Source organism: Asaia sp. As-1742, assembly GCF_011753235.1.
GTDB classification, from domain to species: Bacteria; Pseudomonadota; Alphaproteobacteria; order Acetobacterales; family Acetobacteraceae; genus Asaia; species Asaia bogorensis_B.
This window is the reverse complement of record NZ_VWWA01000006.1, coordinates 41,461-65,139: the sequence shown is the minus strand read 5'-3', so window position 1 is coordinate 65,139 and position 23,679 is coordinate 41,461. Positions and strand designations below refer to the sequence as shown.

Genomic DNA, 23,679 nt, shown 5'->3' with positions numbered 1-23,679 from the left:
TCCCATATTTGTTATTTCATTACGCTGAGCCTATTGAATATTTTCGTGATATTACAAGCAACAATTACGATAAACACCGATAATACGTAGAGCAGAAACAATATAAAATTATAATACGATACTGCAGAGAAGCAGATTGCTGCACCGGCCAGGGCAATAGCGGGCAGCACGGGATAGAATGGTGCTTTGTAGCTGCGTTCCATCTGCGGTTCGCGCCAGCGCAGAACAAAAAGACTGATCATGCTCATCCCGTACATAGTGAGCGCGCCAAAGACCGAAAGCGTGACCAATGTGGCCGTCAGGGGTTGCCCCCCAACCGAGACGAGATCATCTGCATAGATGGCGATGATACCGATAAGGCTTCCCGCCATGGTCGCGCGATGCGGTGTGTGAAATCTGGGATGAAGCGTCCCGAGGAAACCAGGCAATATACCGCCACGGGCCAGAGCGAAGATCTGGCGTGCAAATCCCATGATAATACCGTGCAGTGAGGCGACCAGGCCAAACAGTCCCAGCCAGACGAGCATGGAAAGCCACGGGCTGTGAGGGCCGACAACCCGTTTCATGGCCTGGGGCAGCGGGTCGTTGAGATTGGCAAGCGCCTTCCAGTCCCCCGAGCCACCCGCGAAGATCATGACGCCAAAGGCGAGGGCGACCAGTGTCAGCACACCTGCCGTATAGGCCAGCGGTATGGCGCGTCGAGGGTCGCGCGCTTCCTCCGCCGCCATCGCAACCCCCTCTATGGCGAGAAAGAACCATATGGCGAATGGGATGGCGGCAAATATACCGCCCATCGCTACAATACCGAAATGGGGTGCACTTCCCCAGCCATCGAGCATGAAATGCGCCCATGAGAATGAGGGCGCAACGACTGCCATGAACACAAGCAGTTCGATGATTGCAGCTATCGTTACGAACAACTCAAAAGTAGCCGCGATGTGAACACCCACAATATTGAGAATCATGAAAAGCAGATAGGCACCGGTCGCGGCAGCCTTTGGCGGGATGCCGGGAAACTGCACATTGAGATAAGCCCCGATGGCGAGCGCGATGGCGGGTGGCGCAAAGATAAATTCCACCAGTGTGGCGAGACCGGTCAGTGTCCCTCCCACTCTGCCAAGGGCGCGGTCTGCATAGGCGAACGGGCCACCAGCGTGCGGGATGGCGCAGGTCAGTTCCGTAAAGCTGAAGATGAACGCCGTGTACATGATCGCCACGAAAATGGTGGCACCCAGAAAGCCAAGTGTTCCTGCTGTTGCCCAGCCATAGCTCCAGCCGAAATATTCGCCGGAGATCACAAGCCCGACAGCGATGCCCCACAGGTGAAAGGCGCTCAGCCTGCGATCGAGCTGCGTCTTTTGGGTACTCATGGAGACTCTTCCCGGCTCTTGTTGATTTGTGTGTGAGGGGCTGAGGCCATAAGGGCTGCATCTGTTGCCGAAGCCGTAGGCGCACGCTCCTTGAGATCGACGCCACTAAGGCCCAGCCGCTGGGATTCCCGAATGAGCCAGATCAGTTTCAGGCTTGCCTCGGTTACACTCAGCCCGTGGGTGTGGATGTTGGACAGGCAGTTACGTCGCGAGTCCGGGCAGCCGCGTCTGGGCTCGAAGGTGAAATACACGCCCATACTGTCTGAAACCGAAAGGCCAGGTCGCTCACCGATCAGGACAGCCACCATCCTTGCCCCGAGGCTCTGGGCAATATCATCCCCAAGGGCGACGCGTCCCTGGAGGGCTATGACAGGGGGCGCGATACGCAGATCGGGCATGCCGGCAAGGCAGGCATGAAACAGTGCAGGGCCGTAACCCGAAACCGCTCGTGCCGAGAGCCCATCGGCGAGTACGATAGCGAGATCCCATTTGCCCGATTTGAGGCTATCTCGGCTTGCGTCATCGAGTTGCCGACCGAGATCGGGCCGGCGCAGATAGGTCGGTCGATCCTGTGCGGCGCTCGTTACGACGACAGGCACTGCAGGAAGCAGGGCTTGGGAAAGGGCCGGGACATCGAGTGGCGTGTGCACCGCGTCCCGTGCCTGGGCATGAGCCGCCTGAAAACCCAGCACGTCGGGCGTCGTCTGGGCATTGCCCGTGCGGGCCAGCCCGACACGTGCGCGTGTCTCCCGTCGCAAGACATCCCAAAAGCCGTTATCGCCTTGCTGTGCTGCGGCCCTCCCGCTGCGTTCCGATGACTCGATGCGGGTCATGGCTTCCAGCCAATCATCCCGCGCAGGCGGGTCCCGCCCTCCGGGAGGGTAAGCGCGCGCTCGTTCACGGGGTCGTAAAGGCCCATGCGCTCAAGCCACGCCGCGAACTCGGGCGCAGGTTTCAGACCGAGGAGCGAGCGGGTGGTCAGAATGTCATTGAAGGCGAGGCTCTGATAATTGAGCATCACATCATCCGCGCCTGGGACCCCGATCAGGAACGTGACCCCAGCGGTCCCGAGGAGCAACATCAGGTCGTCCATATCATCCTGGTCGGCCTCGGCATGATTGGTATAGCAGACGTCACACCCCATGGGCACGCCCAGCAGCTTCGCGCAGAAATGATCCTCCAGCCCGGCCCGGATAATCTGCTTGCCATCATACAGATATTCAGGGCCGATGAAGCCGACCACTGTGTTGACCAGCAGGGGGCTGAAGGCGCGTGCTACGGCATAGGCCCGTGTCTCGACCGTTTGTTGGTCAATGCCATGATGCGCACTGGCAGAGAGCGCGGCGCCCTGGCCAGTTTCGAAATACATGACATTCTTGCCAATGGAGCCCCGATTCAGGCTCTGCGCCGCGTCATGCGCCTGTGCCAGGATATCGAGTGTAACGCCGAAGCCTTCATTGGCTTTCTGTGTCCCGGCGATGGACTGGAAAACCAGATCGACCGGACCGCCTTTATTGATGATCTCGATTGTGTTCGTGACATGGGTGAGCACACAGCTTTGTGTCGGGATTTCATAGGTCTGGCGTAGCGTATCAAGCATATCGAGCAGCGCGCAGCCGGTTTCCACATTGTCTGTGGCCGGGTTGATGCCAATCACGGCATCGCCACAGCCGTAAAGCAGACCGTCAAATGTCGATATGGCGATGCCCTTGAGGTCGTCAGTCGGGTGATTGGGTTGCAGACGCGAAGCAAGAACCGATTTCTGCCCGATCGTGTTGCGAAACCGGGTGATGATTTCGATCTTGCGGGCAACGGCAATGAGATCCTGGTTTCGCATGATCTTGCTGACGGCCGCCGCCATTTCGGGCGTAAGGCCTGGTGCCAAAGCGACAATCTTCGCAGTTGTGGCCTGATGGGAAAGAAGCCAGTCCCTGAACATGCCAACGGTCATGGATGAAACCGGCGCAAATGCCTGTGCGTCGTGCGTGTCAAGGATGAGCCGCGTCACGTCATCCAACTCGTAGGGGATGAGCGCCTCATTCAGGAAGGCAGAAAGGGGCAGATCGGCCAAGGCAATGCGGGCGGCAACGCGTTCGGTCGCGCTATGGGCAGCGAGGCCTGCAAGGGCATCGCCTGACCGCATGGGTGAGGCACAGGCCATCAGGTGCTTCAAATCCCTGAAAATAAAGCTCTGTCCACTGAGTGAGGCTTTGTAGCTCAAGATATCGCCCGTTCCATGCCCTCTCCAAAGCGAAGAGTTCGATGCTGATCCGAAAGGAATACGATAAATAATTGCAAGATTTGTCAATGATAAAGGTAGTTATATATCGGATTGGCGACCTATTATTTTTATTCGCAGAAAATCTCGAAATATATTTTCGGGACTGCGCCCTCTCGCAAAGCTCGCGTCAGGCTGTGTCGCGCACACAGCTAACGCACACCGGGGATGAGCGGGCATCCCGGATGAGGGATAAAACGGTAGCATCTCCAACCTTAAGGTGAGAGACGTTGCAACAAGGCTTATCTTTGCACGGTGATGCGTTGCCCGTGCCCCCCCTGCGCTGCTCTTGCCGGTGGCGGGTAATATCTGATCCCTGAATCGCACCTTCTGATGCGTTGATAGCGCAACGCCCACGCTGCACCTCCTGCAGGTTAGTCAGGCCTGGATACCTGACCGCGTGGTTACGATAGTGCGCCCATTCGTGCGGTGGGCGGTTCGCATGTCGGGTCTTTGATCCTGCGCGCGCATCCGCTCATCAAGCTTTCAACGCCTCAAACGATAATAGATCAGGGGACTTCTCCTATTTGATTTCCGGAATGATGCAATCATTGTTGAAACGATACATTGTTGGCAGTCACATTATGAAAGAAACGCGCCTGAATTTACTGTGATCGGATGTGATGAGTGCTTACGCGTTTCGATCAAACGCTCTATGTTCTGTGTGATAAATCACATGGAGCGTGATCATGAAGATGGATTTCTCAGCAGCCGATGTCGATCTCGACTTTTCGCTCAAGGGGAAGGTAGCGCTGGTTACGGGTGGCGCATCGGGCATCGGTGCAGCCATTGCAACCGCGTTTATCCGCAAGGGTGCCAGGGTTGCGCTGGTCGATGTCAATCTGGAAAACGCAGCCGCCAAAGCTGCCGAGCTGGGTGATGCGGCTGTACCCTTCTCCTGTGATGTCTCCAATCCGGACTCCGTGGCCAAGGCCGTGACAGACGTACAGGCGGCGTTTGGCCAGCTCGACATTCTGGTCAATTGTGCGGGTGTCGTGTTCCTTGCACCTGCCGAGACGCTCCCGCTGGATTATTGGGACAAGACGATTGCCATCAACCTCAAGGGTAGCTTCCTGGTTACCCAGACTGTCGGTCAGGCGATGATCAAGACAGGCAAGGGCGGGCGTATCATCAATCTCGCTTCGCAGGCTGGAACAGTCGCGATCGAAGAGCACGTTGCCTACTGCGCCTCCAAATTCGGCGTGATCGGCATGTCCAAGACATTCGCTGCGGAGTGGGGCAAATACGGCATCACGGTCAATACGCTTTCCCCGACCGTGGTTATGACCGAACTCGGCAAGAAGGCCTGGGCGGGTGAAAAGGGCGAAGCCGCCATCAAGCGTATTCCAGCTGGGCGCTTTGCAATCCCCGAGGAAATCGCTGCCGCCGCAGTGTTCCTTGCCTCCTCCGGTGCGGCGATGATCAACGGCGCCGATATTCTGATCGACGGCGGCTATACCATTCTCTGAGTGATATCGGAGCGCTGGCGCAGTTCGTTATGCTGCGCCAGATGTTTCACCTACTGTTATGAACACGATGCCTCGCGTTGTGAGGAGAGGCGCGTCATCTCGACGTTGATCCTTGCGAGTTGCTGACTCACAACGACAATGTACGTGGCGCTCGTCGGTCGTGCCGGTTGAACACCAGTTTTGTCGATTACCGAACAGATATGGCGCTCCACACCGCCCCAAAGCCTGCACGGGACCCGATCTGTGTCCCGGAAACCACATAATTTCACACTTTGTCAGGAACCGGCCATGAAAAGTCATGGTTAGGTTTAGAAAATATCGTTCTATAACAGATGGTTAGACTATCTGTCATGGAACTGTCATATGGGAGTCATCAAAGCTTCGCAGGTCATGCGCGGAGGCACCGATTAAGGGAGGCTCACACCCACCGCAGCATCGGAAGATGAACCTGACATGACCTCTCTCCCCCGTGCCTGTCGCCTGCTGCTGGCGTCGGTATCTCTGGCCTCTCTGGCTATTGCGACGCCGGTACGCGCAGCCAGTCTCGATCAGATGACCCTGATGGAGAAGCAGATCAAGGCCATGCAGTCCCAGCTGGCCGACATGAAGCGCGAGCATAATCGCGAGATGAAGCGCATTCATGACCAGCTGGCACAACAGAGACATGCCGAGGAAAACGACCCCTACGGTGCACGCAACGGATATCGCGGCATGCCTGCACACGGCTCTGGCCAGGCTGCAACGGGTGGCTTCTCCACGGCGTCGGCTCAGGGCCCGAACAGCAATGTTCTCCTTCCCCCTGTCAATGCTGCAACCCCGTATGGTCAGCTGACCGGTACCCCGACCGGTCGCGTGACCGATCTCTATGGGCCGCTTCATCGTGGTCAGATCCAGATTGGTGGCGTACGTATTACTCTCGGTGGTTATGTCGAGGCCGCCACCATGTTCAGGTCGCGCAACAACGTGTCTGACATCTCGTCCAATTTCGGGTCCATTCCTTTCGCGAACAGCCCGAACTACCATATCAACGAGTTCCATGAATCGGCCCGCCAGAGCCGCCTCGCCGCACTGGTGGAAGGTGACATCACCCGCAACCTTCGCGCACAGGCCTATATCGAAACCGATTTCCAGGGCGCTGGTTCATCGTCCAACTCCCGTCAGTCCAACTCCTATGTTCTTCGTGAGCGCGTCTTCTACGGTCAGCTGATCGATGACGCCGACGAACTGACGCTGCTGGGCGGTCAGAACTGGTCGCTTCTCACCATGTTCAACCACGGCATGCGCGCCCGTGACGAGCAGGTGCCGCTGTCGATCGATGCCCAGTACATCCCGGGCTTCAACTGGACGCGTAACACCCAGATCCGACTGGTCAAGGGCTTCGATCACGGCCGCTATAATATGGGCATTTCGGTCGAGAACCCGCAGCAGGTCATCGCGGTCGGCTCGGGTGGCCAGTATTTGCCCGCCGGTGCGACCTCGGGCACCTATCAGAACGCGGGTGTGAACGTGAACAACCCGTCGACCAACTATTCGACGGATGTGGCGCCAGACATCATTGGCAAGCTCGCGGCTGACCCGGGCTGGGGTCATTACGAACTGACCGGGCTGCTGCGCTTCGCTCATAGCCGTGTCTCCTACACCGGCACGGGCCAGAGCAGCACGAAGCTGGCTGGCGGCGGCGGCGGTGGCCTCATCCTGCCGGTCGAGAAGTCGCACAAGGTGTTCTTCCAGGCTTCTGGCCTGATTGGCACCGGGATCGGGCGTTACGGTACGTCCAATATTCCTGATGTGACCATTGACTCCAAGGGCCAGGTCAAGCCCATGCCAGCGGCCAATGTGCTGGTCGGCCTTTATGGCAACGCCACCAAGGCATTGCAGCTTTACGCCTATGGCGGCATGGAAATGCTGCGTTCGCGCTCTTATTTCAACGAGGGCGGCAAGCATTACGGTTATGGCAACCCGCTCTACAACGTGGGTGGATGTGATATCGAGGGCGCAGCGTCGAGCGCATGCCAGACCAGCATTAACCGCGTGGTACAGGGTACGGCCGGTTTCTGGTGGACCTATCTGCATGGCGATTACGGTACGCTGCGTGTCGGTGCCCAGTACTCCTACACCTATGTTACCTCCTTCAGCGGGGTGGGTGGTACGCCGCACACGAACGACAACATGGTGTTCCTCTCGCTGCGTTATCTGCCCTTCCAGTAAGGGCGGGGCCTCGCGAGGATCTTCAACGGAAAAAAGCCGGGCGTCTCTGCCCGGCTTTTTTTATGCATCTATCGATGAACCAAGCCGCATGCAGGTCAGAAATCTGCGTTGATGCGCCCGAAATAGTAGCCACCATTGATCGGCACCTGTGCCGAGGCGCTGTCGTAGACGAGTACGCCGTAAGAGGCGAGTTGGGCGGGCACCTTTCGGGGACGTATGTTAAAGATGTTGTTGGCCCCGATCGCGACATGCCAGTGCTGATTGAATCGGTAGCCGATCTCGAGATCGGTCAACCAGCGCGGAGTGTTCTTGAACTGGGCGAAGCACACATTCGAACCGCGCAATGCCTTGCCATTGATCGGACAAATGGCGCTGGCCGGTGTCCAGTCCTGATAGGTAAGCATTCCAACCGTCTGACCATAGCGCGACTGCCGCAGGTTCACGTCCCAGTTGCCCAGCGTGTAATAGGCGTTCAGCACGATCTTGCTGCGGGGTGACTCGCTAGTGAGATAAGCCGTGGTCTGGGCATTAAGCAGAGGCGTGCCGGTGGCCGAAAGACCGTTATGGGTCAGGGTGGTACGGTTGATGTTGAGGCCCATCGATAGCAGCAGATTGCCGTAGCGATGCATCCTCAGGCGGTAATCAGCCTTGATGTCGATACCCTGGGTGCGTGTGCTTGCCCCATTCGAGAAGTAATAGGCCGAAAACCCCGTCGGGTTCGTCAGGGTCGCCCCGCCGGGCAGGGTGTAGCCCAGCTGTTCGATGGCGGCGATGGCCTGTGCCCCGACAACGGTGCCACCTTGCACAATACGATCACGCAGGTTGATCTGATAGACATCCGCCTCGACATGGAAATTATCCAGGGGCTCAAGCACGATACCGCCACTGGCATTGGTCGATCTCTCAGGCTTGAGAGCGCTGGCACCCAGCGTCCTTGCGGCGTCCGACGAGACCGGAAGCAGGCCGGACGCCGAGGTCGGACCCACGCTCAGGGCGGAATAATGCTGCTCGGCAAGGGTTGGAGCACGAAATCCGTTACTGATGGTGGCACGCACGGCGATACGTTTGGTGAAGTCATAGCGCGCCGAGATCTTGCCGTTCTCGGTGTTGCCCGCATCAGTATAATGTTCAAAGCGTCCGGCCAGATCGATGTCCAGCTTGGGCAGGGGATGAAAGTCATCATCCAGATAGGCGGCCCAGATATCACGGCTCCAGCTTCCCGCATTCTGTGGCGCGGCACCGGCATAGCCCTGTGTGCCGCCTGCCTCGTAGGACGGAGGTTCACCCGCTACAATGTCATACATCTCAAGCCTGTGCTGACCGCCGAAGGCGAGCGTCATGGGCACAGCATTGGCGATGCGGAAGCTGCGCCGGAAGTCAAGATTATTGGTCCACATCGCATTGCGATAGGTTTCGGCCCGCGCACTGGTTGGCGAGTACCCGCAGCCCTGCGACGAATAATAGGCCTTGGCCTTGTTGGTGGTCTGGCATGATGACCCCAGCATACCGGTATTGGCAGTGTTCTTGGTATTGATGTCGTCCTCATCAGCGCCATATTCGGTGCTCAGATCCCAGTCGAATCCAAAGAAATGACTGCCTCTGATCCCCAGATTGGCCTGATAGTCGTTTTCTTCGATAACCTCGATCGGCGAAAATCCTGTGGGGTAGAGGGTGGGAGCGATATTGGGAACGCGGTAATTCTGGATGGATTCAGCGTGACGATGCCCATAGGTAATGAGGCCGTAAAAATCGATGTCGGCTGTGATCGGCTTTCCGAAGTCGATACCCAGATTTTCGCGTGTTTCCTCGGGCGTGCTCAGGATCTTGTTCGAGTTTGTCGGCACCTTGATGGCATTGGGAAGAATACCGTAATAGCCGCTCGTATTGGCACCCGCTGGCGCATAGGGCAGCAGGCGGTGGTCGATTGTATTCGTGTAGAAATGATCCGTGTGGTAGATTTGCCCGCTGAGATGCAGGTAGCCGTCGCGGCCGAGTTTGGTCCCGCCATCGGCATTGAGCTGGTAGTTCCACCCGCTGCCGGCATAGGCGTTGGCCCCGGTCTGGGCGGCCATATGCAGTCCATGATCCTGCTTCTTGGTGATGATATTCACCACACCCGCGATGGCGTCCGATCCGTATTGCGCTGCGGCACCATCCTGTAGCACCTCGATATGATCGATGGCATTGGCCGGGATCATATTGAGATCGACAGGTGTCGAGCCGAACTGGGGACCGGGATTCTGGACGACATTGCCCGTGACGTGCCGTCTTTTGCCATCAACGAGCACCAGAACCTGGTTCGGGTTGAGGCCGCGCATACGGATCGAGCCTGTAAGCGCGGCTGTATCGCTCCCGCGTGCCTGGATATTGATAGCCGGATAAACCCGCGTGATGGCGTCGGTCAGGTTCAGCTGCCCTGAACGCGCAAGTTCGGCCCCGCTGATGACGGTGATGGGGCTCGTGCTGTCGCGAGCCTTGCGGTTGACGGCATGGGTCCCGGTCACGATGACAGATTCTTCTCCCGAGACAGGCCGGGCACGACGTGCAGGCGCTGTGTGGGGTTTGGTATCGGTCTTTTGGGCTGCCTTTGCAGCCTTGTCCCGGCTTTGTGTCGGGTGAGTGGCTTGTGCATGGGCCTGCTGGGCTGACGTGACAGCCGTAATGGCTCCCAGAGAGACGGTCAGCAGGGCAAGTCTTTTTTTCATCGAAGTCCTTCCGATCCGTAAAAGCGTGCTTTCTCATTCCGATATCGAAACAATATGGACGTGAGAAATCGAGCGGGCGCGCCTGTATATCCCCGGCTTTGTCAGGTGATGTGATGGGCAAATGGATAGGGCAGGGAATGAGCCTGGCGGGCATCCTGCCGCATGTGTCGCGGCAGAGGGCTTTCCGGTTCGACCCATTTCCGTTGATCCATCGAAACGATAAATGTTTTTTTAAAAGAGCGGAAGGGGTGTTTTGATGCGTTTATGCAATAAAATTCATCGGGGATACGTGGCCTGATCGCAGCTCTAGAAGCCCGATGAGAGCGCCACCACGCCAGCAAAGCCGCCGCCCACGAAATAGGTCGGCGCCTTGCCAGCAATCATGGTGCCATACACGCCGCGTGTGGCACGTCTGTTGAGCGAGACGCCATTAACCCCTGAGAGATAACCTGACCGGCCAAGATTGATGAGATTAAGCTGGATCTGGGGCGTGCGGAGGGCATTGAACTGCCTGAACCTGTAACCGAGAGACAGATTGGCAGTCGCGAAAGCCGGTATTTTCTCGTCGTTCATGAAGGTCGAATAGGTGGACCCGACATAGCTGCCGTTGAACAGGCCAAAAATCTGCCCGTCATCATAGGATAGTCCAAGCCCGCCGGAGAAAGTGGGGGTTCGTACAGGTGTCTTGCCTTTGGTGGGCAGGTAGTCACTGCCCGAGCGCAGATTATTATCGACGGTCGCGTGGATATATTGTCCCGATAGATAAGGGCTGAAATGGTGATAGGGTTTCATACCGATCTCAAACTGCGCGCCGCGCGCGGTCTGGCCGCCGGCATTGATCGACTCAGTGGTCATGACACCGTTTAGAACGGTCGTGGTCGTAACCTGCCGGTTGGTGAAGTTGTAATTGAAGAGCGCAACCGAGACATTGACCAGTCCTGTATGTCGATAGCCGATCTCCTCACCAATCGAATATTCCGGCCGGATATCCGAGGCGGCCACACGTGTCTGCTGTCCTGTGGAGAGGCTGAAGCGATCCTGATAGCTCGAAATGCCTGAGGGTGCCCGGAACCCCGTGGTTCCGTTGACATAAAGCTGGTCATGATTGCTCAGGCGCCATGAGGCTGTAATCTGAGGCAGGGGGGAAACATAGCTCGCCCCGCTACGATAGCGCGCCCCGGGCAGAAGATTGGTCACGTTGCGCGTCACCATGATCACGCGAAGCCCAGCAGAAACCGTCAATCTGTGATCGAGCAGCGAGAGCCTGTCGGTGAGCGAGAGCGCGTTGACTTGCTGCATCAGTCGAGCGTCGTAGGACGAGAGGGGCGAACCATCGGCTGCAAGAATGGGATAGCGGCCTGTCTGGCTCGGTACGCCACCCTGCGCATCAGGCAGGACGTAGCGCGAGAGACTGGAAAAATCGTAATAGGAATACCAGTAGCCGAGGCTCACACGGTTGGCCCCTGTGTCGATATGAAGGGCCGTGTTCATTCCCGGATGGGACTGCCTGTAAGTGTCTGTCGCCACCGCCGGGATGACGGCCCCCAGTGATGGTGAGACTCGAAGCGGCCCGGCAGGCTGGTTGCCCTGATAGCTGCCAATACGGTTCAGACTGGTTCCGTAACTGTCATACCCCGAGACATAGATAAAGTAAGGCGTGATATCGAGCGTGACATGGCGATTGGGGTGGAGTGACAGGGGGGAAGAAACAAAGCTCTGGGCCCGGGCATTTTCCTGAAAGCGATAATAGTTGCTGTCGCTTGTCTTGTATCTGCCGGTGTAGTGGAAATCGGTGCCGTATTGATCCCACTGGGCGAGGGTAGGTGGTCGCAGGTAGAAACCCCTGTCGCGATTGAAGGAAAAAATCAGTGAGGCGCTGTTTTGCGCGCCCCATTCTTTCAGCAGGCGCATATCGGTGTGATAGCGGCGGCCGGCTCCCGCGCCCCGCCACTGATCGGCGCCTCTGTATGAAAACGAGGCGAAACCCTTGATGCCTGTATGGCCGATCCGGCCGCTATCCAGGCGCAGGAATTCACGATTGAGGTTGAAAGAGCCCCAGGAACCGCTTGCAAAGCCTCCTGCCTCCTCCGAAGGCTTGCGCATCTTCACGGCGATCTCACCCCCCACCGCATTATAGAGTGGCGCGTCTGTGCCAGCCGCGCCCTGTGTGAGCGTGATGGATGAGATATTCTCGTTATCAGCCGTGGCCGAAGTATAGGGAATCAGGAATAACGGCGGCGCGGCGGGAACATTCTCGAAAAGATAACCAATTTCGGTCTGGTCGAGACCGCGCACCGATAGTCCCTGCTGCTCGTCATTCATGCCAAGAGGGTCATTGCCTGAATAAACCACACCCGGAAGGCTCGCGATCATGGCGACAGGAGACAGTGTGGCCGACTGGCGGGCAATGAAATCGCGCGTCAATCCGCTGCGTGAGTGGGGGGCTGTCTGGTTGGGCATCATGCCGCCCCCCGGCGTCGTTCCCGAGGTTCCATCCGCGTTACTGCGCTGATGACGCACAGTGACTGTTTCATGGCGCTGACCCGTGGCGCGCGTATGGGGGCTGTTATGGCCCGTTCCCGCTTTTCCGGGCGTCTCACGTTCTGCGTCTGTCTTTTCGGCCTGGCCTTGGACCGACTCATCTTTCGTTGCGTCGGCCAATGCTGGATCGGCCAGCGAAACGATAGACCAGAGCAGGGAAGAGGCGAGGAGGCGGGATCGTTTGGACAAGCGATTGTTCCGGGTAGAGCCCTGCCAACGCAGAGGTCAGCATGGGATATCGTGAAAAGCAGATGCGATCGCTTGGTTAGGAAGTCTGACGTTTTGTGTAAAATGATATATTATAACAAAGCGCGGATCTGATGTCGCACGTCCGTTGTAAAGCCCTTTAGAGAATTCGTTTCGGTATTTCCGATACAGCAACGCAATTCGATCTGTGTCTTTACGTATTAATACTCATTTATTTACACAAAATATAAAAGTGGTTCTCGTTATAAATAGTCAATCTTCACAATTCAGTCATACATCTTTATTAACGATCCATGTCAAAGCATTGCTGCTATCCATGTGCGAACGATTCTCACTAGCATGAGAAAAAGGGTAGAATGCTGAAATTCAAAGCCGCACGGGGTGGTCTGCCAAAAACGGGGCGGGGTCGGATGTTGGGGGCAAGTATTGGCCTCGTAGCGGCTTTCGCCCCGACGGTCGCCTGGGCCGTCCCGCCGCCTGTAAACCTTGGTAATGCCGCCGAGGCTGGTGACGAAGCCTCGGCAGGGGTGTTCGGCTTCCTTTCGAATTGGCGGCGGAGTTCCAATCTGCTCGGCAATATGTGGGGCCTGCGCCCTGAACTCGGAAAATACGGTGCGGTACTCGCCATCCAGGAGACATCGGAAGTTTTCGGAAACCCTACGGGCGGCAGTCATCGTGGGGCGGGCTATAACGGGCTGACAGTGGCTGTGCTTCAGGTTGATACGCAGCGCGCCATGGGCTGGTATGGCGGCACGTTCAATGTAAGCATGGAGCAGATCCATGGCCGTAATTACAGTGCCGATAACCTTATGGCCCTGCAAACGGTCAGCGGGATCGAGGCCGACCGGGCCACGCGTCTGTGGGAGCTCTGGTTTGACCAGAAGTTTCTCGACCAGCAGAAGCTCGACATCAAGATAGGCCAGCAGAGCCTCGACCAGGAATATATGGTGAGTGCCAACGCGCTCGTGTTTGCCAACACGATGTTCGGCTGGCCCATGCTCCCTTCGGCCGATCTGCCTGGTGGTGGCCCCGCCTATCCGCTTTCGGCGTTGGGTGTGCGAGGCAAATACTGGCTTGCGACACCACTTTATCTGCTTGGCGGTGTGTATAGCGGTAGCCCGACCCGCAGCCGCGATGGCGACCCTCAGATGACCAATCCTTCCGGCACAAGCTTTCCGCTGAACCGCGGTGTGATGGCAATTGCCGAACTGCAATATGTGTATCCCGCTTTGGGGGCCATGGTGTCACCCGACGAGGTTCAGCCCCTCTCTCACGTCTATCGCATAGGCGGGTGGTATGATTCCGAGCCCTTCGCCGACCAGTACTGGGACAACACCGGAATACCGCTAGCCTCACCGAACAGCAACGGTACGGCGCTCACCCATCGCGGGGCATTCAGCTTCTACGCCGTGATGGATCAGATGATCTGGCGTAGCCATACCGATCCCAACAGAACCATCAGCCTTTTCGGACGTGCGATGGGGGCCCCGCAATCGGACCGTGTGCCGATCGATTTCAGCCTGAATTTCGGCCTGACATTCAATGACCCACTTCCCTACCGTACAGACGATACCTTCGGTATTGGCATGGGCTACACCCATGTGAGCGGGGCGCTGGCCAATTATGACCGGGCGGTGAGGCGCTATTCAGGTGCCTATTCCCCCACCCAGGGCGGGGAAACCTATGTCGAGGTGACCTACCAGTACCAGTTTACAGGCTGGATGCAGTGGCAGCCCGATTTCCAATACATATTCAATCCTGGTGGCGGCATTCCCAATCCGTCCCATCCGGATCGACGGCTTAAAGACGAACTCGTGTTCGGCTTTCGCACCAATATTGCGCTTTGAGGAACACTATGTCGCCCCGTCTGTCCTGCACTGCTCTCGCTCTTCTGGCTCTTGCCTCGGCGCCCCACCATGCCCGCGCCGAGCAGAAGGGCTTTCTGGAAACCCTGCACCGCCATACGACGCTGGCTTCGACAAGCCCCGGGAATGGCGACCTCAACCCCTATGCCGTTGTGGTTGTGCCACAGGATATGGGCGTGTTGAAAAAGGACGAGGTTCTCGTCACCAATTTCAACAACATCAGCAACCTGCAGGGAACAGGCACCACGATCGTCGCATACTCTCCCACTAGCGGCAATGCGCGACTATTTGCCAATCTGCCCAGCAACCTCGCTGCCTGCCCCGGCGGTGTGGGCCTTACAACGGCGCTGACCATTCTCAAATCGGGCTGGATTATCGTCGGCAGTGCCCCCAGCAAGGATGGCACGACCACCACCAAGGGTGATGGATGCCTGATTGTGCTCGATGCCAACGGCAAGTTCGTCACGACCTGGAAAGGACCGCTGATCAACGCACCGTGGGGGGATATTGCCAGTGTCGATCATGGCGATAAGGCGAGACTCTTTATTTCCATGACCGGGTTCGATCTGCCTGGCCCGAATGTCGTGGATCCCAAAACCAATTACCCACCGATCCTGCAGAAAGCGACCGTGCTGCGCCTGGAGCTCAGTATTCCGGCAGGTGGGCCGCCGGTGCTCGACAAGCAGACCGTTGTGGCCAGCGGATTTTCAGCCCGTGCCGATCGCGACAACTTCCTGTTTGGCCCGACCGGTCTGGCACTGGATGACGATGGCACACTCTACGTCACTGATGGCTACGACAACGAGGTAACGGCCATCGATAATGCCCTGACACGCGAGGAACCGGTGACACGCGTCAATGATGCGGTGGGGCGGGTCATCACCAAGGGCGGATTGCTGAACTGGCCTTTGGCCATGATCTGGGTGCCCGGCCATCATCTGCTGGTTGCCAATGGTCGAAACGGGCAGGTGGTCGAGATCGACCCCGCTGCGAAAAAACAGATCTACGCCCAGTGGGTGGATGCCGATCAGGCTCAGCAGCCTCCCGGCAATGGTGATCTGTTCGGCCTTGCCATGACCCCCGATGGAAAGAGCTTCTATTACGTTGAGGACGACATGAACACGTTGAATGTGAGCCAGCCATGACCGAAGCAAAGTTCTGGCCCGCATTGCGTCGCCGTCGTTTCCTCGCCGGGTCTGTGGCCCTGAGCGGCCTGTCTCCTGCCGTCGCGGGGGCAAAGGCAGCCCATGCAGATCAGGAGCGGGATCGATCGCATGATGCGATCGCCGTGTCTCATCAGCCCGGCGTCGTCACGCCCCAGCAGCCTCATGCCTATTTCATCACGTTCGAGGTGACGACAGACAAGCGCGAAGCCCTTGTGAAGATGCTACGCGCGTGGAGTGAGGCCGCAGACAGGCTGATGGCAGGCAAGGATATGCCGGGTCTTGTTGATTCAGACGAAACAGATGGCCTCGGTCAACGCAACTTGACGATCACCATCGGCTTTGGCCCCACCCTGTTTATCAAGGAGGGGAAGGACCGTTTCGGTCTGGCCTCGCATCGCCCTGCGGCGCTGGCCGATTTGCCGCGCTTCACAGGCGATCAGCTGGTACCAGCCCGCACCGGTGGCGATCTGTGCGTGCAGTGCTGCGCAGATGACCCGCAGACGACACTCCATGCCTCGCGCATCCTGACCCGGCTGGCCTATGATATTGCCACACCGCGCTGGGCGCAGGCAGGCTTCCTGCCCAATTTTGGCAAGGGCAAGACACCGCGCAATCTGATGGGCTTCAAGGACGGGACCATCAATCCCAACGCTCAAAACCCGAAGAGTGCGGACCGGTATATATGGGCTGCTACCAGCGATCTCCCCTGGATGCAGGGGGGGAGCTATCTCGTTGCGCGTATCATTCGTATTGCATTGGAGCACTGGGACCGGACACCTGTTGCGTTCCAGGAAGAAACGATGGGACGTCAGAAACTCAGCGGGGCGCCCATTGGTGGACACGATGAATTCGAGCCACTGACCCTGACGCAGAAGGATCATGACGGCAACCCTGTTACTGTCCAGAACTCCCATGCCCGCCTTGCAGCGCCAGAGGAGAATGGCGGTGCGCAAATTCTCCGTCGGGCCTACTCTTATGACAACGGCTTGAGCTACACCGCTGAGCGCTGGCCGCCGTGGCGTCAGGGTATGGAGATGGATGCCGGCCTGTTGTTCCTGAGCTGGCAGCAGGACCCCCGGACAGGTTTCGTCAGGATTTTTGAGAAAATGTCCAAATTCGACATGATGAACCAGTACACGACCCATATCGGGGGCGGGCTATTTGCCTGCCCTGGCAGAAGGGATGGGGAGTTTGTTGGTCAGACCTTGTTCGAGAGTTAATCAGATATAGCAACTGGTGTTCCGGTGCATTATTTGAGCGTAACGATTGCAGGGATCTTCTGCCTAGCGATATTCTCTATATTTGGGAGTATTCGAGTCCTGTTTTATAATGCTGGACGTTGGAAGGGCGTCGCGGTATTTCGACCGACAGGCAGCCGCTCCGGGTTACGGGGCGGGCACATACAGGGGCGGGGCCATTTCACCGGCTGGGCGACATTCACGAGGGATCAGAACAGGCGCATCGTTCATGCGCCTGTCTCTCTGCCTTGTCGTCCTTTTCGGGTTCCTTGCCTCGCTTGGCCTGCAGGGTCTGGCCGAGCCGGATGAAACCCCCAGAGCTGAAATAGAGCGACTGATCGGGGTCGATATCGCGTCCGCCATGGTTATGGCCGACCCCATGGGCATGTGTGATTCCACGTCGATGGCGATGCCCGCATCGCATCACATGCCAAAGGCAGGGCATCATCATCACGATACAGCCTGTGCGCTTTGCCCGCTTCTTCAGTTGGCTGTGTTCATTCTCGGGGTCGCTCTGCTGGCGGCGTTCTCCCGCTCGATCCGGCTCACCCACATCGTTTCTCTGCCCCCTTGCCGCGCGCCGCCCGGATTACGGTGGGTCCTGCCGCCATCCCAGGCACCGCCAGTCGTCCTGATCTGACATCGCGTTCCGTACTTCGGTGAATGTTTCCTTTGGGAGCGAGCCGGAAGGCGGGATTTCGTATCAAGACTGATCAGGATTAATCCCATGACACTGCCCTCTTATGGCAGATCGCACCGTCGCGCCTATCTCGCGTTCGGGTGTACCTCATTGCTTGCCCTTATTGCTGTGACCAACGCCAACGCGGCGAACACGCCTCCAGCCACCACCTCGCCCCGCAGCGGGCCCAAAGTCACTGCGAGCGCACTCGAAACATCGCAAACCCGGACAAGGCCATCCTCCGTCAAGCGCAAAGCGCCGGATAGGCCCGCGAACCAGTCAGATGGTGATGACACCCCGGTCGAATATCTCCGTGTGCAGGGGATACGGCGTACCGCCATTCATTCACCCGATACAGCTTCGCTACTCAAAGGCTCGCTGGGCTACACGCAATATGCTGCGGGTGGGGTCTCATCCTTGCCCGTCCTCAACGGTATGGCCGATGACCGCGTCGCGACCATTGTGGATGGCATGCGCATCGCCTCGGCCTGTCCCAATCACATGAACCCGGCGATGTCGTATATCGACCCCGACAGTGTTTCCTCTGCCGAGGCTATCGCTGGTGTCACCCCGGTCAGCCTCGGGGGCGATAGCACCGGCGGCACGGTAAAAATTGAGCGCAAGGATCCGCTTTTTGCTGCTCCCGGCAAGATCCTCGTGACGGGCCATGTGCGGGGCGATTATCGTAGCAATGGCGGCGGCTCGGGTGCTTCGGGCACGGTCACAGTCGCCAATGATCTGCTCAGCCTGCGTTATACCGGCTCCTATAGCCACGCGAGCAATTACCACACTGGGGGTGATGGCAAGCAGGTTCGCTCCACCAGCTATCTCTCCTTCAATCATGCTGTAACGGCAGGCCTCAAGAAGGATAATCACCTGCTCGCCCTGACTTTCGGTCAGCAGGATATCCCGTATGAAGGTTTTCCCAACCAATATATGGATATGACCAATAACCGCTCGACATTTGTGAATGGCAAGTATCGTGGCGAGTATCGATGGGCGACCCTCGACGTGCGCGGCTTCTGGCAGCGCGTCGATCACGTCATGAACATGATGAATGACAAGGGTGGTCATAGCGCCACCAGGGGTATGCCGATGAACACGGATGCCCGGACGGCGGGCTACGCAATTGATCTCACTGTACCCCTCAGCACGCATCACAATATCAAGCTCGGCAGCAGCTATGATCATAACGGACTGAATGACTGGTGGCCGCCGCTCGTGGGGAGCATGATGATGGGCCCCGGTATGTTTCATAGCATCAATAACGGCCATCGTGACCGCCTAGGCCACTATATCGAGTGGAATGCCCAATGGACACGACGCTTCTCGACCCAGCTTGGGCTGCGCAGCGATCTGATCATGATGAACACGGGCAAGGTGGCCCCGTATTCCTGGACCGGCATGATGCAGATGGCCGATATCATGGCGGCACGTAAGTTCAACGCTGCCTCGCGGGGACGGACAGACACCAATTTCGACGTGACGGCCACAGGTCGCTGGCATATTCGTGACGACCTGATGCTTGAGGGCGGTTACGCCCGCAAGACGCGGTCGCCCAACCTGTACGAACGCTATGCCTGGGGTATGGGCACCATGGCCACGCGCATGATCGGCTGGTTTGGCGATGGCAATGGCTATGTCGGCAACCTCAACCTGCGCCCCGAAATAGCGAACACAGCCAGCATGACGCTGACATGGCACGACCCGAAAGGCGAGGGCTGGGAGGTTCGGCTCCAGCCATTCTATACTTACACAGAGGGCTACATTAACGTTGTCCGTCTGGCATCATTCAGCAACGGGCTGTCTAAGCTACAATTCGTCAATCACAATGCGCAGAGTTACGGCCTGAATGGCTCGGCGCGTTATCGCCTGTGGAATGACGAGCGCTTCGGACAAGGCAGGATCGTGACAAGCTTCAACTGGGTGCGTGGGCAGGATATGGTCACCCATTCCGGCCTTTATCATCAGATGCCTGCCAACGGCACGATTGGCCTTCGCGAGACCTATCAGAACTGGACCGGACGTGTGGATGTCACGCTGGTGAAGAAGAAATCGACGGTGGACTGGCTGCGTAACGAACCGCGCACACCGGGTTATGCGCTGTTGGGCCTGGGCGGCAGCTATCGCTGGCGCAAGCTTACGCTGGATGCGAGCATCGAGAATGTGCTGAACCAGAAATACTATCTACCGCTAGGGGGGCTCTCGCTGGGTGATTACCGTCAGACGAATATCCTGTCGCCCCTCGCCGGACTTGGCCGGTCGTTCAATCTCAGCCTGACAGCCGCGTTCTGATGATGGCAAGGCGACGCGTTCATTCTGACGGCGTCGCCTCACCCGTGCCGGGGCAGCAGGATGTTTCGACCCAATGGGCCATGATAAACAACCTACATGCTGTCTTGCCTAATCTGCTGCCCGCGCCTATCGCCTAGCCCACTGATCAATGTTCAGGGGACTGCCCGGAGCGACGGACGGAAAGGGGAGCGCTTTAAGATGGTTGGGGTGACGGATCAGGCGGCGGCAAAATGTTCAGGTCCGGACAGGCTTCCCCGTCATGCCATGATCATTCTGGCTCTGGCTGCCTTTGTGACCTTGCTGACCGAGATCATGCCTGCCGGATTACTGTCGCTGCTTGCAGATGGCCTCCAGATCACTCAGGCGGCAAGCGGGCAGTTCATCACGGCCTTTGCGTTGGGTGCGCTATGCGCTGCTCTTCCTTCAACGGCGCTGACCTACAGGATGCCACGCAAGCGCCTGCTCCTGCTGGGTCTGGTCGGCTTCACGCTGATCAATGCAGCAAACGGCATAATCACCAATCTGGCGCTTGCCCTGACCATACGTTTTTTCGCCGGATGCTGTGGCGGGCTGATCTGGGCCATGTTCGCGGGTTACGCGACGCGGCTTTCACCACCGGCACAACGGGGCAGGGCAATTGCGCTGGCGGGTTCAGGTGTCACGCTGGCGCTCGTGCTCGGGGCGCCGTTGAGCGCGGCAATTGGCCAATGGCTGGGCTGGCGCGGCGCCTTTTTATGCCTTGGCGGGTTTTCGGGCCTGCTCGTGATCTGGTCGCTCTTCTTTCTGCCAGATGCGCCCGGCAGTCAGGCTGGAAGCCATTTCAGCCTTTCAGGCAGCCTGCGCCAGCCCGGTGTGCTTGCCAATCTGACACTGATTTTCAGCTTTGTTGCAGCCCACAGCCTGCTCTACGTTTTCATCGAGCCCCTGCTTGTCCCCTCCGGGCTAGGAGCGCGCGTGGATCTCCTCCTGCTGGTCTTTGGCGGAGGCTCGGTTGCCGGTCTTTTTGTCACCGGCATCCTGATTGATCATCATCTCTCGCGGCTGACGATGGCCAGTATTCTCGTATTCATGGCGGCCTGTCTGCTCATGTCACTTGGTCTGACGCACAAGCTTCCGGTCTGCCTTGGTGTTGTTCTGTGGGGTATTACCACTGGCGGGTTTGCAGCCCTCACGCAAAGCGCCATGACGAGCGTCGCGGGACGCTTCATGGATACCGCTCAAGCCATGGCGACAACGGCCTGGAACCTCGCCGTGTCCGCCGGTGGGTTATTGGGGGGCGTGTTGCTGACCCATAGCAGCATCGTCGCGCTGCCTGCCGCCGCAATCCTGCTTTTGCTGCTGGGGCTGGGGGCCTATCAACGCGGACTGCGCCCGCTCATTTGAAGGATAGGCCCTGTCAGGCAGTCAGAGCGTTTTGACGTGCGTCGTGGCAACGCGCAGACGATGTTTTCTGACCGCACGCACGGTGAACACAGCCAACCCGACGACCACGACAGTTGCCGCGAAGCTCAGCGTAAGCGACTGCAGATCGGTCATGGGATAATGTAAATGCGCAGGGCCCCACCATCTTGTCATTTTGACTCTCCGTTATTCAGGGCCGGCGAACCAGCATTTAGCTGGCCCTTTGTGCTCTTGTCAGAAGGCTGATCCGCTCGACACGGGAAGAGTGGGCGCGTTCGAAATCATCGTCAATATTCAAATACAGTCATAATAATCACGATCTTGCATTATTGATTCAGGTCAAAATGAAAAAATATCAAGAAATATAATAGTAACCAAAACATGTGCATTTGCAACGCGGGAATGATCCGGAGCCACCAAGGCTACGACGCACCGGAGCGGGCTTTCTGCCTAGGGAGATCGCCTTGCACCAGAGACTTGTAGCCGCCTCAAAAGTCTGTTTCGAGCCCGAGCGGCTGCCTCACAGGTGAGTTGCTAACAGAAAGCTGTGACACGCTGCAGTGCGCGTGTTCACGCAATCAGAGGCTCTTAAGACGCCGGGACAGGGAACGGATGGGGCGTCCGGGCGCCTCAATGTCATATACGAGCGAGTCGTGATATGGCCCCTGGAACAAAAAAGCCCGCCACGGTCACGTCAGGCGTGCCGGGCGGGCTTGGGTATAGGTCCGGCTGCAACCAGGCGCAGCCGGGAACAAGGTGACTTCAGTTCTTCGGCCAGCCCTGCAGGACCGCGTCCTTAACGGATTGCGGCAGCGGAACATAGTCCAGCTTCACAGCGTCAGGATTGCCGTTCTTGAGCGCATAGCTGAAGAAGTCTTTCACGGCCTTGCCCTGCGCAGCATCCTTCGGATCAGTCGGGACCAGCACGAAGGTGGCACTCATGATGGGCCAGGCGTTTGCGCCAGCGGTGTCGAGCAGATCCACGGCGTAACGGTCTGCGTGAGCCCAGTCGGCATGGGCCGCAGCGGCAGCGAAGGCAGCGGCATCCGGCTTGATGAACGCGCCATCATGATCACGAAGCTGCGCCATGTTCAGATGGTTGCGGCTGGCATAGGCGTATTCCACGTAGCCGATACCGCCTTCTGATTCCTTGACGCCAGCGGCAACACCGTCATTGCCGCGGGCACCTGCACCGCCGGCCCAGGCGATTGACGTACCAGCGCCGAATTTCTGCTTCCATGCGCCGGAAACCTTGGCGAGGTAAGAGGTGAATACGAAGCTGGTGCCCGACGCATCGGCACGATGGATCGGGGCCACATCCGTGTCCGGCAGCTTGAGGCCCGGGTTGAGTGCCGCAATGCGCGGATCATTCCAGGTCGAGATCGTGCCATCATAGAGCCCGGCGATGGCAGGGCCATCCAGCTTCAGCGCACCGGGGGCAATACCCGGCACGTTCACGATAACAACGATCCCGCCCATGGCCGTCGGGAACTGATAAAGCTTGTTGCTGTCCAGCTTCGCTGCGTCCATCGGCTTGTCAGAGGCGCCGAAATCGACCGTGCGTGCAATGGCCTGGTTCTGACCGGCACCCGAACCAACGCTCTGGTAGTTGACAGAGGTGCCGATTGCCTTTTGTGCAGTCTCACCCCAAGCGCCATAGATCGGGGCCGCAAAGCTCGATCCGGCGCCGGTGATGGTGGCAGCGTGCGACACGCCGCATGACAGGGCCAGAGAGAGCGACAGGGCGCCGAAAATTCGGGAAAGCTGCATTGTTTGACCTCGATAGATCGTGATGACGGCTCGTTCTATCGGCGCCAGAAACAGGAAGATACATTTATAAAATGATAGTTTTATGAAAGCCTCCGGCGCTCCGGCATGGCGCACGGCGTACCTTGGAACCCGTCACGCGCTGTGTCTGATGGGAGCCGTGATACCGCTCTCCGCTGTCCCGATCGGAGTGGGATCAGCCAGCTTAGACCCTTGCGGATGATCGACGCGGCGCTCCGCTCAGGGGAAACGGGTCAACCGATGAAGATCGTAGCAGATCAGCCGGGTAGAAGGTTGGACCATGCCCATTACCTCGTCTCTGTTCAGCGTATCGGCGGTAGATGAGGCAGCTAAAGCGTTCAGAGCGAGTTAAGCGGTATCCCATTATTGGGGACCGGAGACTGGACTGACCGGCTATTATCGGGTTCTCTGTCCATCGGGTCAGCAAGAATGCTCTTGAGCCTCCAATGGCCCCATCCGTGAGAGAATG

At 58.0% G+C, this 23,679-nt stretch carries 15 protein-coding genes; 8 read left to right on the top strand and 7 right to left on the bottom strand.

Annotated elements, in window-relative coordinates; translation table 11 throughout:
* Positions 1-11 precede the first annotated feature (11 nt).
* From eat to F3J08_RS10815, 3 genes are read right to left on the bottom strand one after another with little or no spacing between them, the layout of a single operon-like run.
* Complete coding sequence (gene eat, locus F3J08_RS10825) at positions 12-1,370, bottom strand: ethanolamine permease (protein WP_166929900.1); 1,359 nt, start codon at positions 1,368-1,370, stop codon at positions 12-14.
* Positions 1,367-2,203: an ethanolamine ammonia-lyase subunit EutC gene (gene eutC / locus F3J08_RS10820; protein WP_166929898.1), complete on the bottom strand. Its 837-nt coding sequence runs from the start codon at positions 2,201-2,203 to the stop codon at positions 1,367-1,369. Before eutC ends, eat begins: the two co-directional genes overlap by 4 nt.
* Complete coding sequence (locus F3J08_RS10815; RefSeq protein ID WP_166929896.1) at positions 2,200-3,591, bottom strand: ethanolamine ammonia-lyase subunit EutB; 1,392 nt, start codon at positions 3,589-3,591, stop codon at positions 2,200-2,202. The genes eutC and F3J08_RS10815 overlap by 4 nt, the downstream gene beginning before the upstream one ends.
* Before the next feature lie 746 nt (positions 3,592-4,337).
* Between F3J08_RS10815 and F3J08_RS10810 the strand changes: the two genes are divergently transcribed.
* Together F3J08_RS10810 and F3J08_RS10805 are read left to right on the top strand one after the other, a co-directional pair.
* Positions 4,338-5,117: an SDR family oxidoreductase gene (locus F3J08_RS10810; protein ID WP_304488587.1), complete on the top strand. Its 780-nt coding sequence runs from the start codon at positions 4,338-4,340 to the stop codon at positions 5,115-5,117.
* A 453-nt stretch (positions 5,118-5,570) separates the two neighbouring features.
* The gene (locus F3J08_RS10805; RefSeq protein ID WP_240149294.1) at positions 5,571-7,325 is read left to right on the top strand and encodes a hypothetical protein; all 1,755 of its coding nucleotides are present in this window, start codon (positions 5,571-5,573) and stop codon (positions 7,323-7,325) included.
* A 95-nt stretch (positions 7,326-7,420) separates the two neighbouring features.
* Here the strand turns inward: F3J08_RS10805 and F3J08_RS10800 are convergent, their stop codons facing one another.
* Positions 7,421-10,030, bottom strand: coding sequence for a TonB-dependent siderophore receptor (locus F3J08_RS10800; RefSeq protein ID WP_166929894.1), 2,610 nt, complete (start codon positions 10,028-10,030; stop codon positions 7,421-7,423).
* A 306-nt stretch (positions 10,031-10,336) separates the two neighbouring features.
* On the bottom strand, positions 10,337-12,760 hold the full coding sequence (locus F3J08_RS10795; protein WP_240149293.1) for a TonB-dependent receptor: 2,424 nt from the start codon (positions 12,758-12,760) through the stop codon (positions 10,337-10,339).
* Between the two features lie 374 nt (positions 12,761-13,134).
* Here F3J08_RS10795 and F3J08_RS10790 point away from each other — a divergent pair, with 374 nt between their 5' ends.
* The 6 genes from F3J08_RS10790 to F3J08_RS10765 all read left to right on the top strand — a co-directional run bounded on the left by F3J08_RS10790 (position 13,135) and on the right by F3J08_RS10765 (position 21,404).
* Entirely contained in the window at positions 13,135-14,625 is a 1,491-nt protein-coding gene (locus F3J08_RS10790) for a carbohydrate porin (protein WP_166929892.1), read from the top strand.
* An 8-nt stretch (positions 14,626-14,633) separates the two neighbouring features.
* The gene (locus F3J08_RS10785; protein ID WP_166929890.1) at positions 14,634-15,788 is read left to right on the top strand and encodes a hypothetical protein; all 1,155 of its coding nucleotides are present in this window, start codon (positions 14,634-14,636) and stop codon (positions 15,786-15,788) included.
* Positions 15,785-17,029 carry a Dyp-type peroxidase gene (locus F3J08_RS10780; protein ID WP_166929888.1) on the top strand — a complete coding sequence of 415 codons (1,245 nt, stop codon included), beginning with the start codon at positions 15,785-15,787 and terminating at the stop codon, positions 17,027-17,029. Before F3J08_RS10785 ends, F3J08_RS10780 begins: the two co-directional genes overlap by 4 nt.
* 247 nt (positions 17,030-17,276) lie before the next feature.
* Positions 17,277-17,687, top strand: coding sequence for a DUF2946 family protein (locus F3J08_RS10775; RefSeq protein ID WP_166929886.1), 411 nt, complete (start codon positions 17,277-17,279; stop codon positions 17,685-17,687).
* 87 nt (positions 17,688-17,774) lie between these two features.
* A complete protein-coding gene (locus tag F3J08_RS10770; protein ID WP_166929884.1) occupies positions 17,775-20,021 on the top strand; it encodes a TonB-dependent receptor in 2,247 nt (748 codons plus the stop codon).
* A gap of 198 nt (positions 20,022-20,219) precedes the next feature.
* Positions 20,220-21,404 carry an MFS transporter gene (locus tag F3J08_RS10765; protein ID WP_166929882.1) on the top strand — a complete coding sequence of 395 codons (1,185 nt, stop codon included), beginning with the start codon at positions 20,220-20,222 and terminating at the stop codon, positions 21,402-21,404.
* Positions 21,405-21,425: 21 nt separating this feature from the next.
* Here F3J08_RS10765 and F3J08_RS10760 read toward each other — a convergent pair whose 3' ends face one another.
* Together F3J08_RS10760 and pstS are read right to left on the bottom strand one after the other, a co-directional pair.
* Positions 21,426-21,596 carry a hypothetical protein gene (locus F3J08_RS10760; protein ID WP_166929880.1) on the bottom strand — a complete coding sequence of 57 codons (171 nt, stop codon included), beginning with the start codon at positions 21,594-21,596 and terminating at the stop codon, positions 21,426-21,428.
* A gap of 588 nt (positions 21,597-22,184) precedes the next feature.
* Complete coding sequence (gene pstS / locus F3J08_RS10755) at positions 22,185-23,192, bottom strand: phosphate ABC transporter substrate-binding protein PstS (RefSeq protein WP_122039626.1); 1,008 nt, start codon at positions 23,190-23,192, stop codon at positions 22,185-22,187.
* Between the last annotated feature and the right edge of the window lie 487 nt (positions 23,193-23,679).

Bases quoted from the DNA above. Each gene is read 5' to 3' on its own strand.
- eat (WP_166929900.1), bottom strand. From the start codon at position 1,370: ATGAGTACCCAAAAGACGCAGCTCGATCGCAGGCTGAGCGCCTTTCAC.
- eutC (WP_166929898.1), bottom strand. From the start codon at position 2,203: ATGACCCGCATCGAGTCATCGGAACGCAGCGGGAGGGCCGCAGCACAG.
- F3J08_RS10810 (WP_304488587.1), top strand. From the start codon at position 4,338: ATGAAGATGGATTTCTCAGCAGCCGATGTCGATCTCGACTTTTCGCTC.
- F3J08_RS10805 (WP_240149294.1), top strand. From the start codon at position 5,571: ATGACCTCTCTCCCCCGTGCCTGTCGCCTGCTGCTGGCGTCGGTATCT.
- F3J08_RS10800 (WP_166929894.1), bottom strand. From the start codon at position 10,030: ATGAAAAAAAGACTTGCCCTGCTGACCGTCTCTCTGGGAGCCATTACG.
- F3J08_RS10790 (WP_166929892.1), top strand. From the start codon at position 13,135: ATGCTGAAATTCAAAGCCGCACGGGGTGGTCTGCCAAAAACGGGGCGG.
- F3J08_RS10785 (WP_166929890.1), top strand. From the start codon at position 14,634: ATGTCGCCCCGTCTGTCCTGCACTGCTCTCGCTCTTCTGGCTCTTGCC.
- F3J08_RS10780 (WP_166929888.1), top strand. From the start codon at position 15,785: ATGACCGAAGCAAAGTTCTGGCCCGCATTGCGTCGCCGTCGTTTCCTC.
- F3J08_RS10775 (WP_166929886.1), top strand. From the start codon at position 17,277: ATGCGCCTGTCTCTCTGCCTTGTCGTCCTTTTCGGGTTCCTTGCCTCG.
- F3J08_RS10770 (WP_166929884.1), top strand. From the start codon at position 17,775: ATGACACTGCCCTCTTATGGCAGATCGCACCGTCGCGCCTATCTCGCG.
- F3J08_RS10765 (WP_166929882.1), top strand. From the start codon at position 20,220: ATGGTTGGGGTGACGGATCAGGCGGCGGCAAAATGTTCAGGTCCGGAC.
- F3J08_RS10760 (WP_166929880.1), bottom strand. From the start codon at position 21,596: ATGACAAGATGGTGGGGCCCTGCGCATTTACATTATCCCATGACCGAT.
- pstS (WP_122039626.1), bottom strand. From the start codon at position 23,192: ATGCAGCTTTCCCGAATTTTCGGCGCCCTGTCGCTCTCTCTGGCCCTG.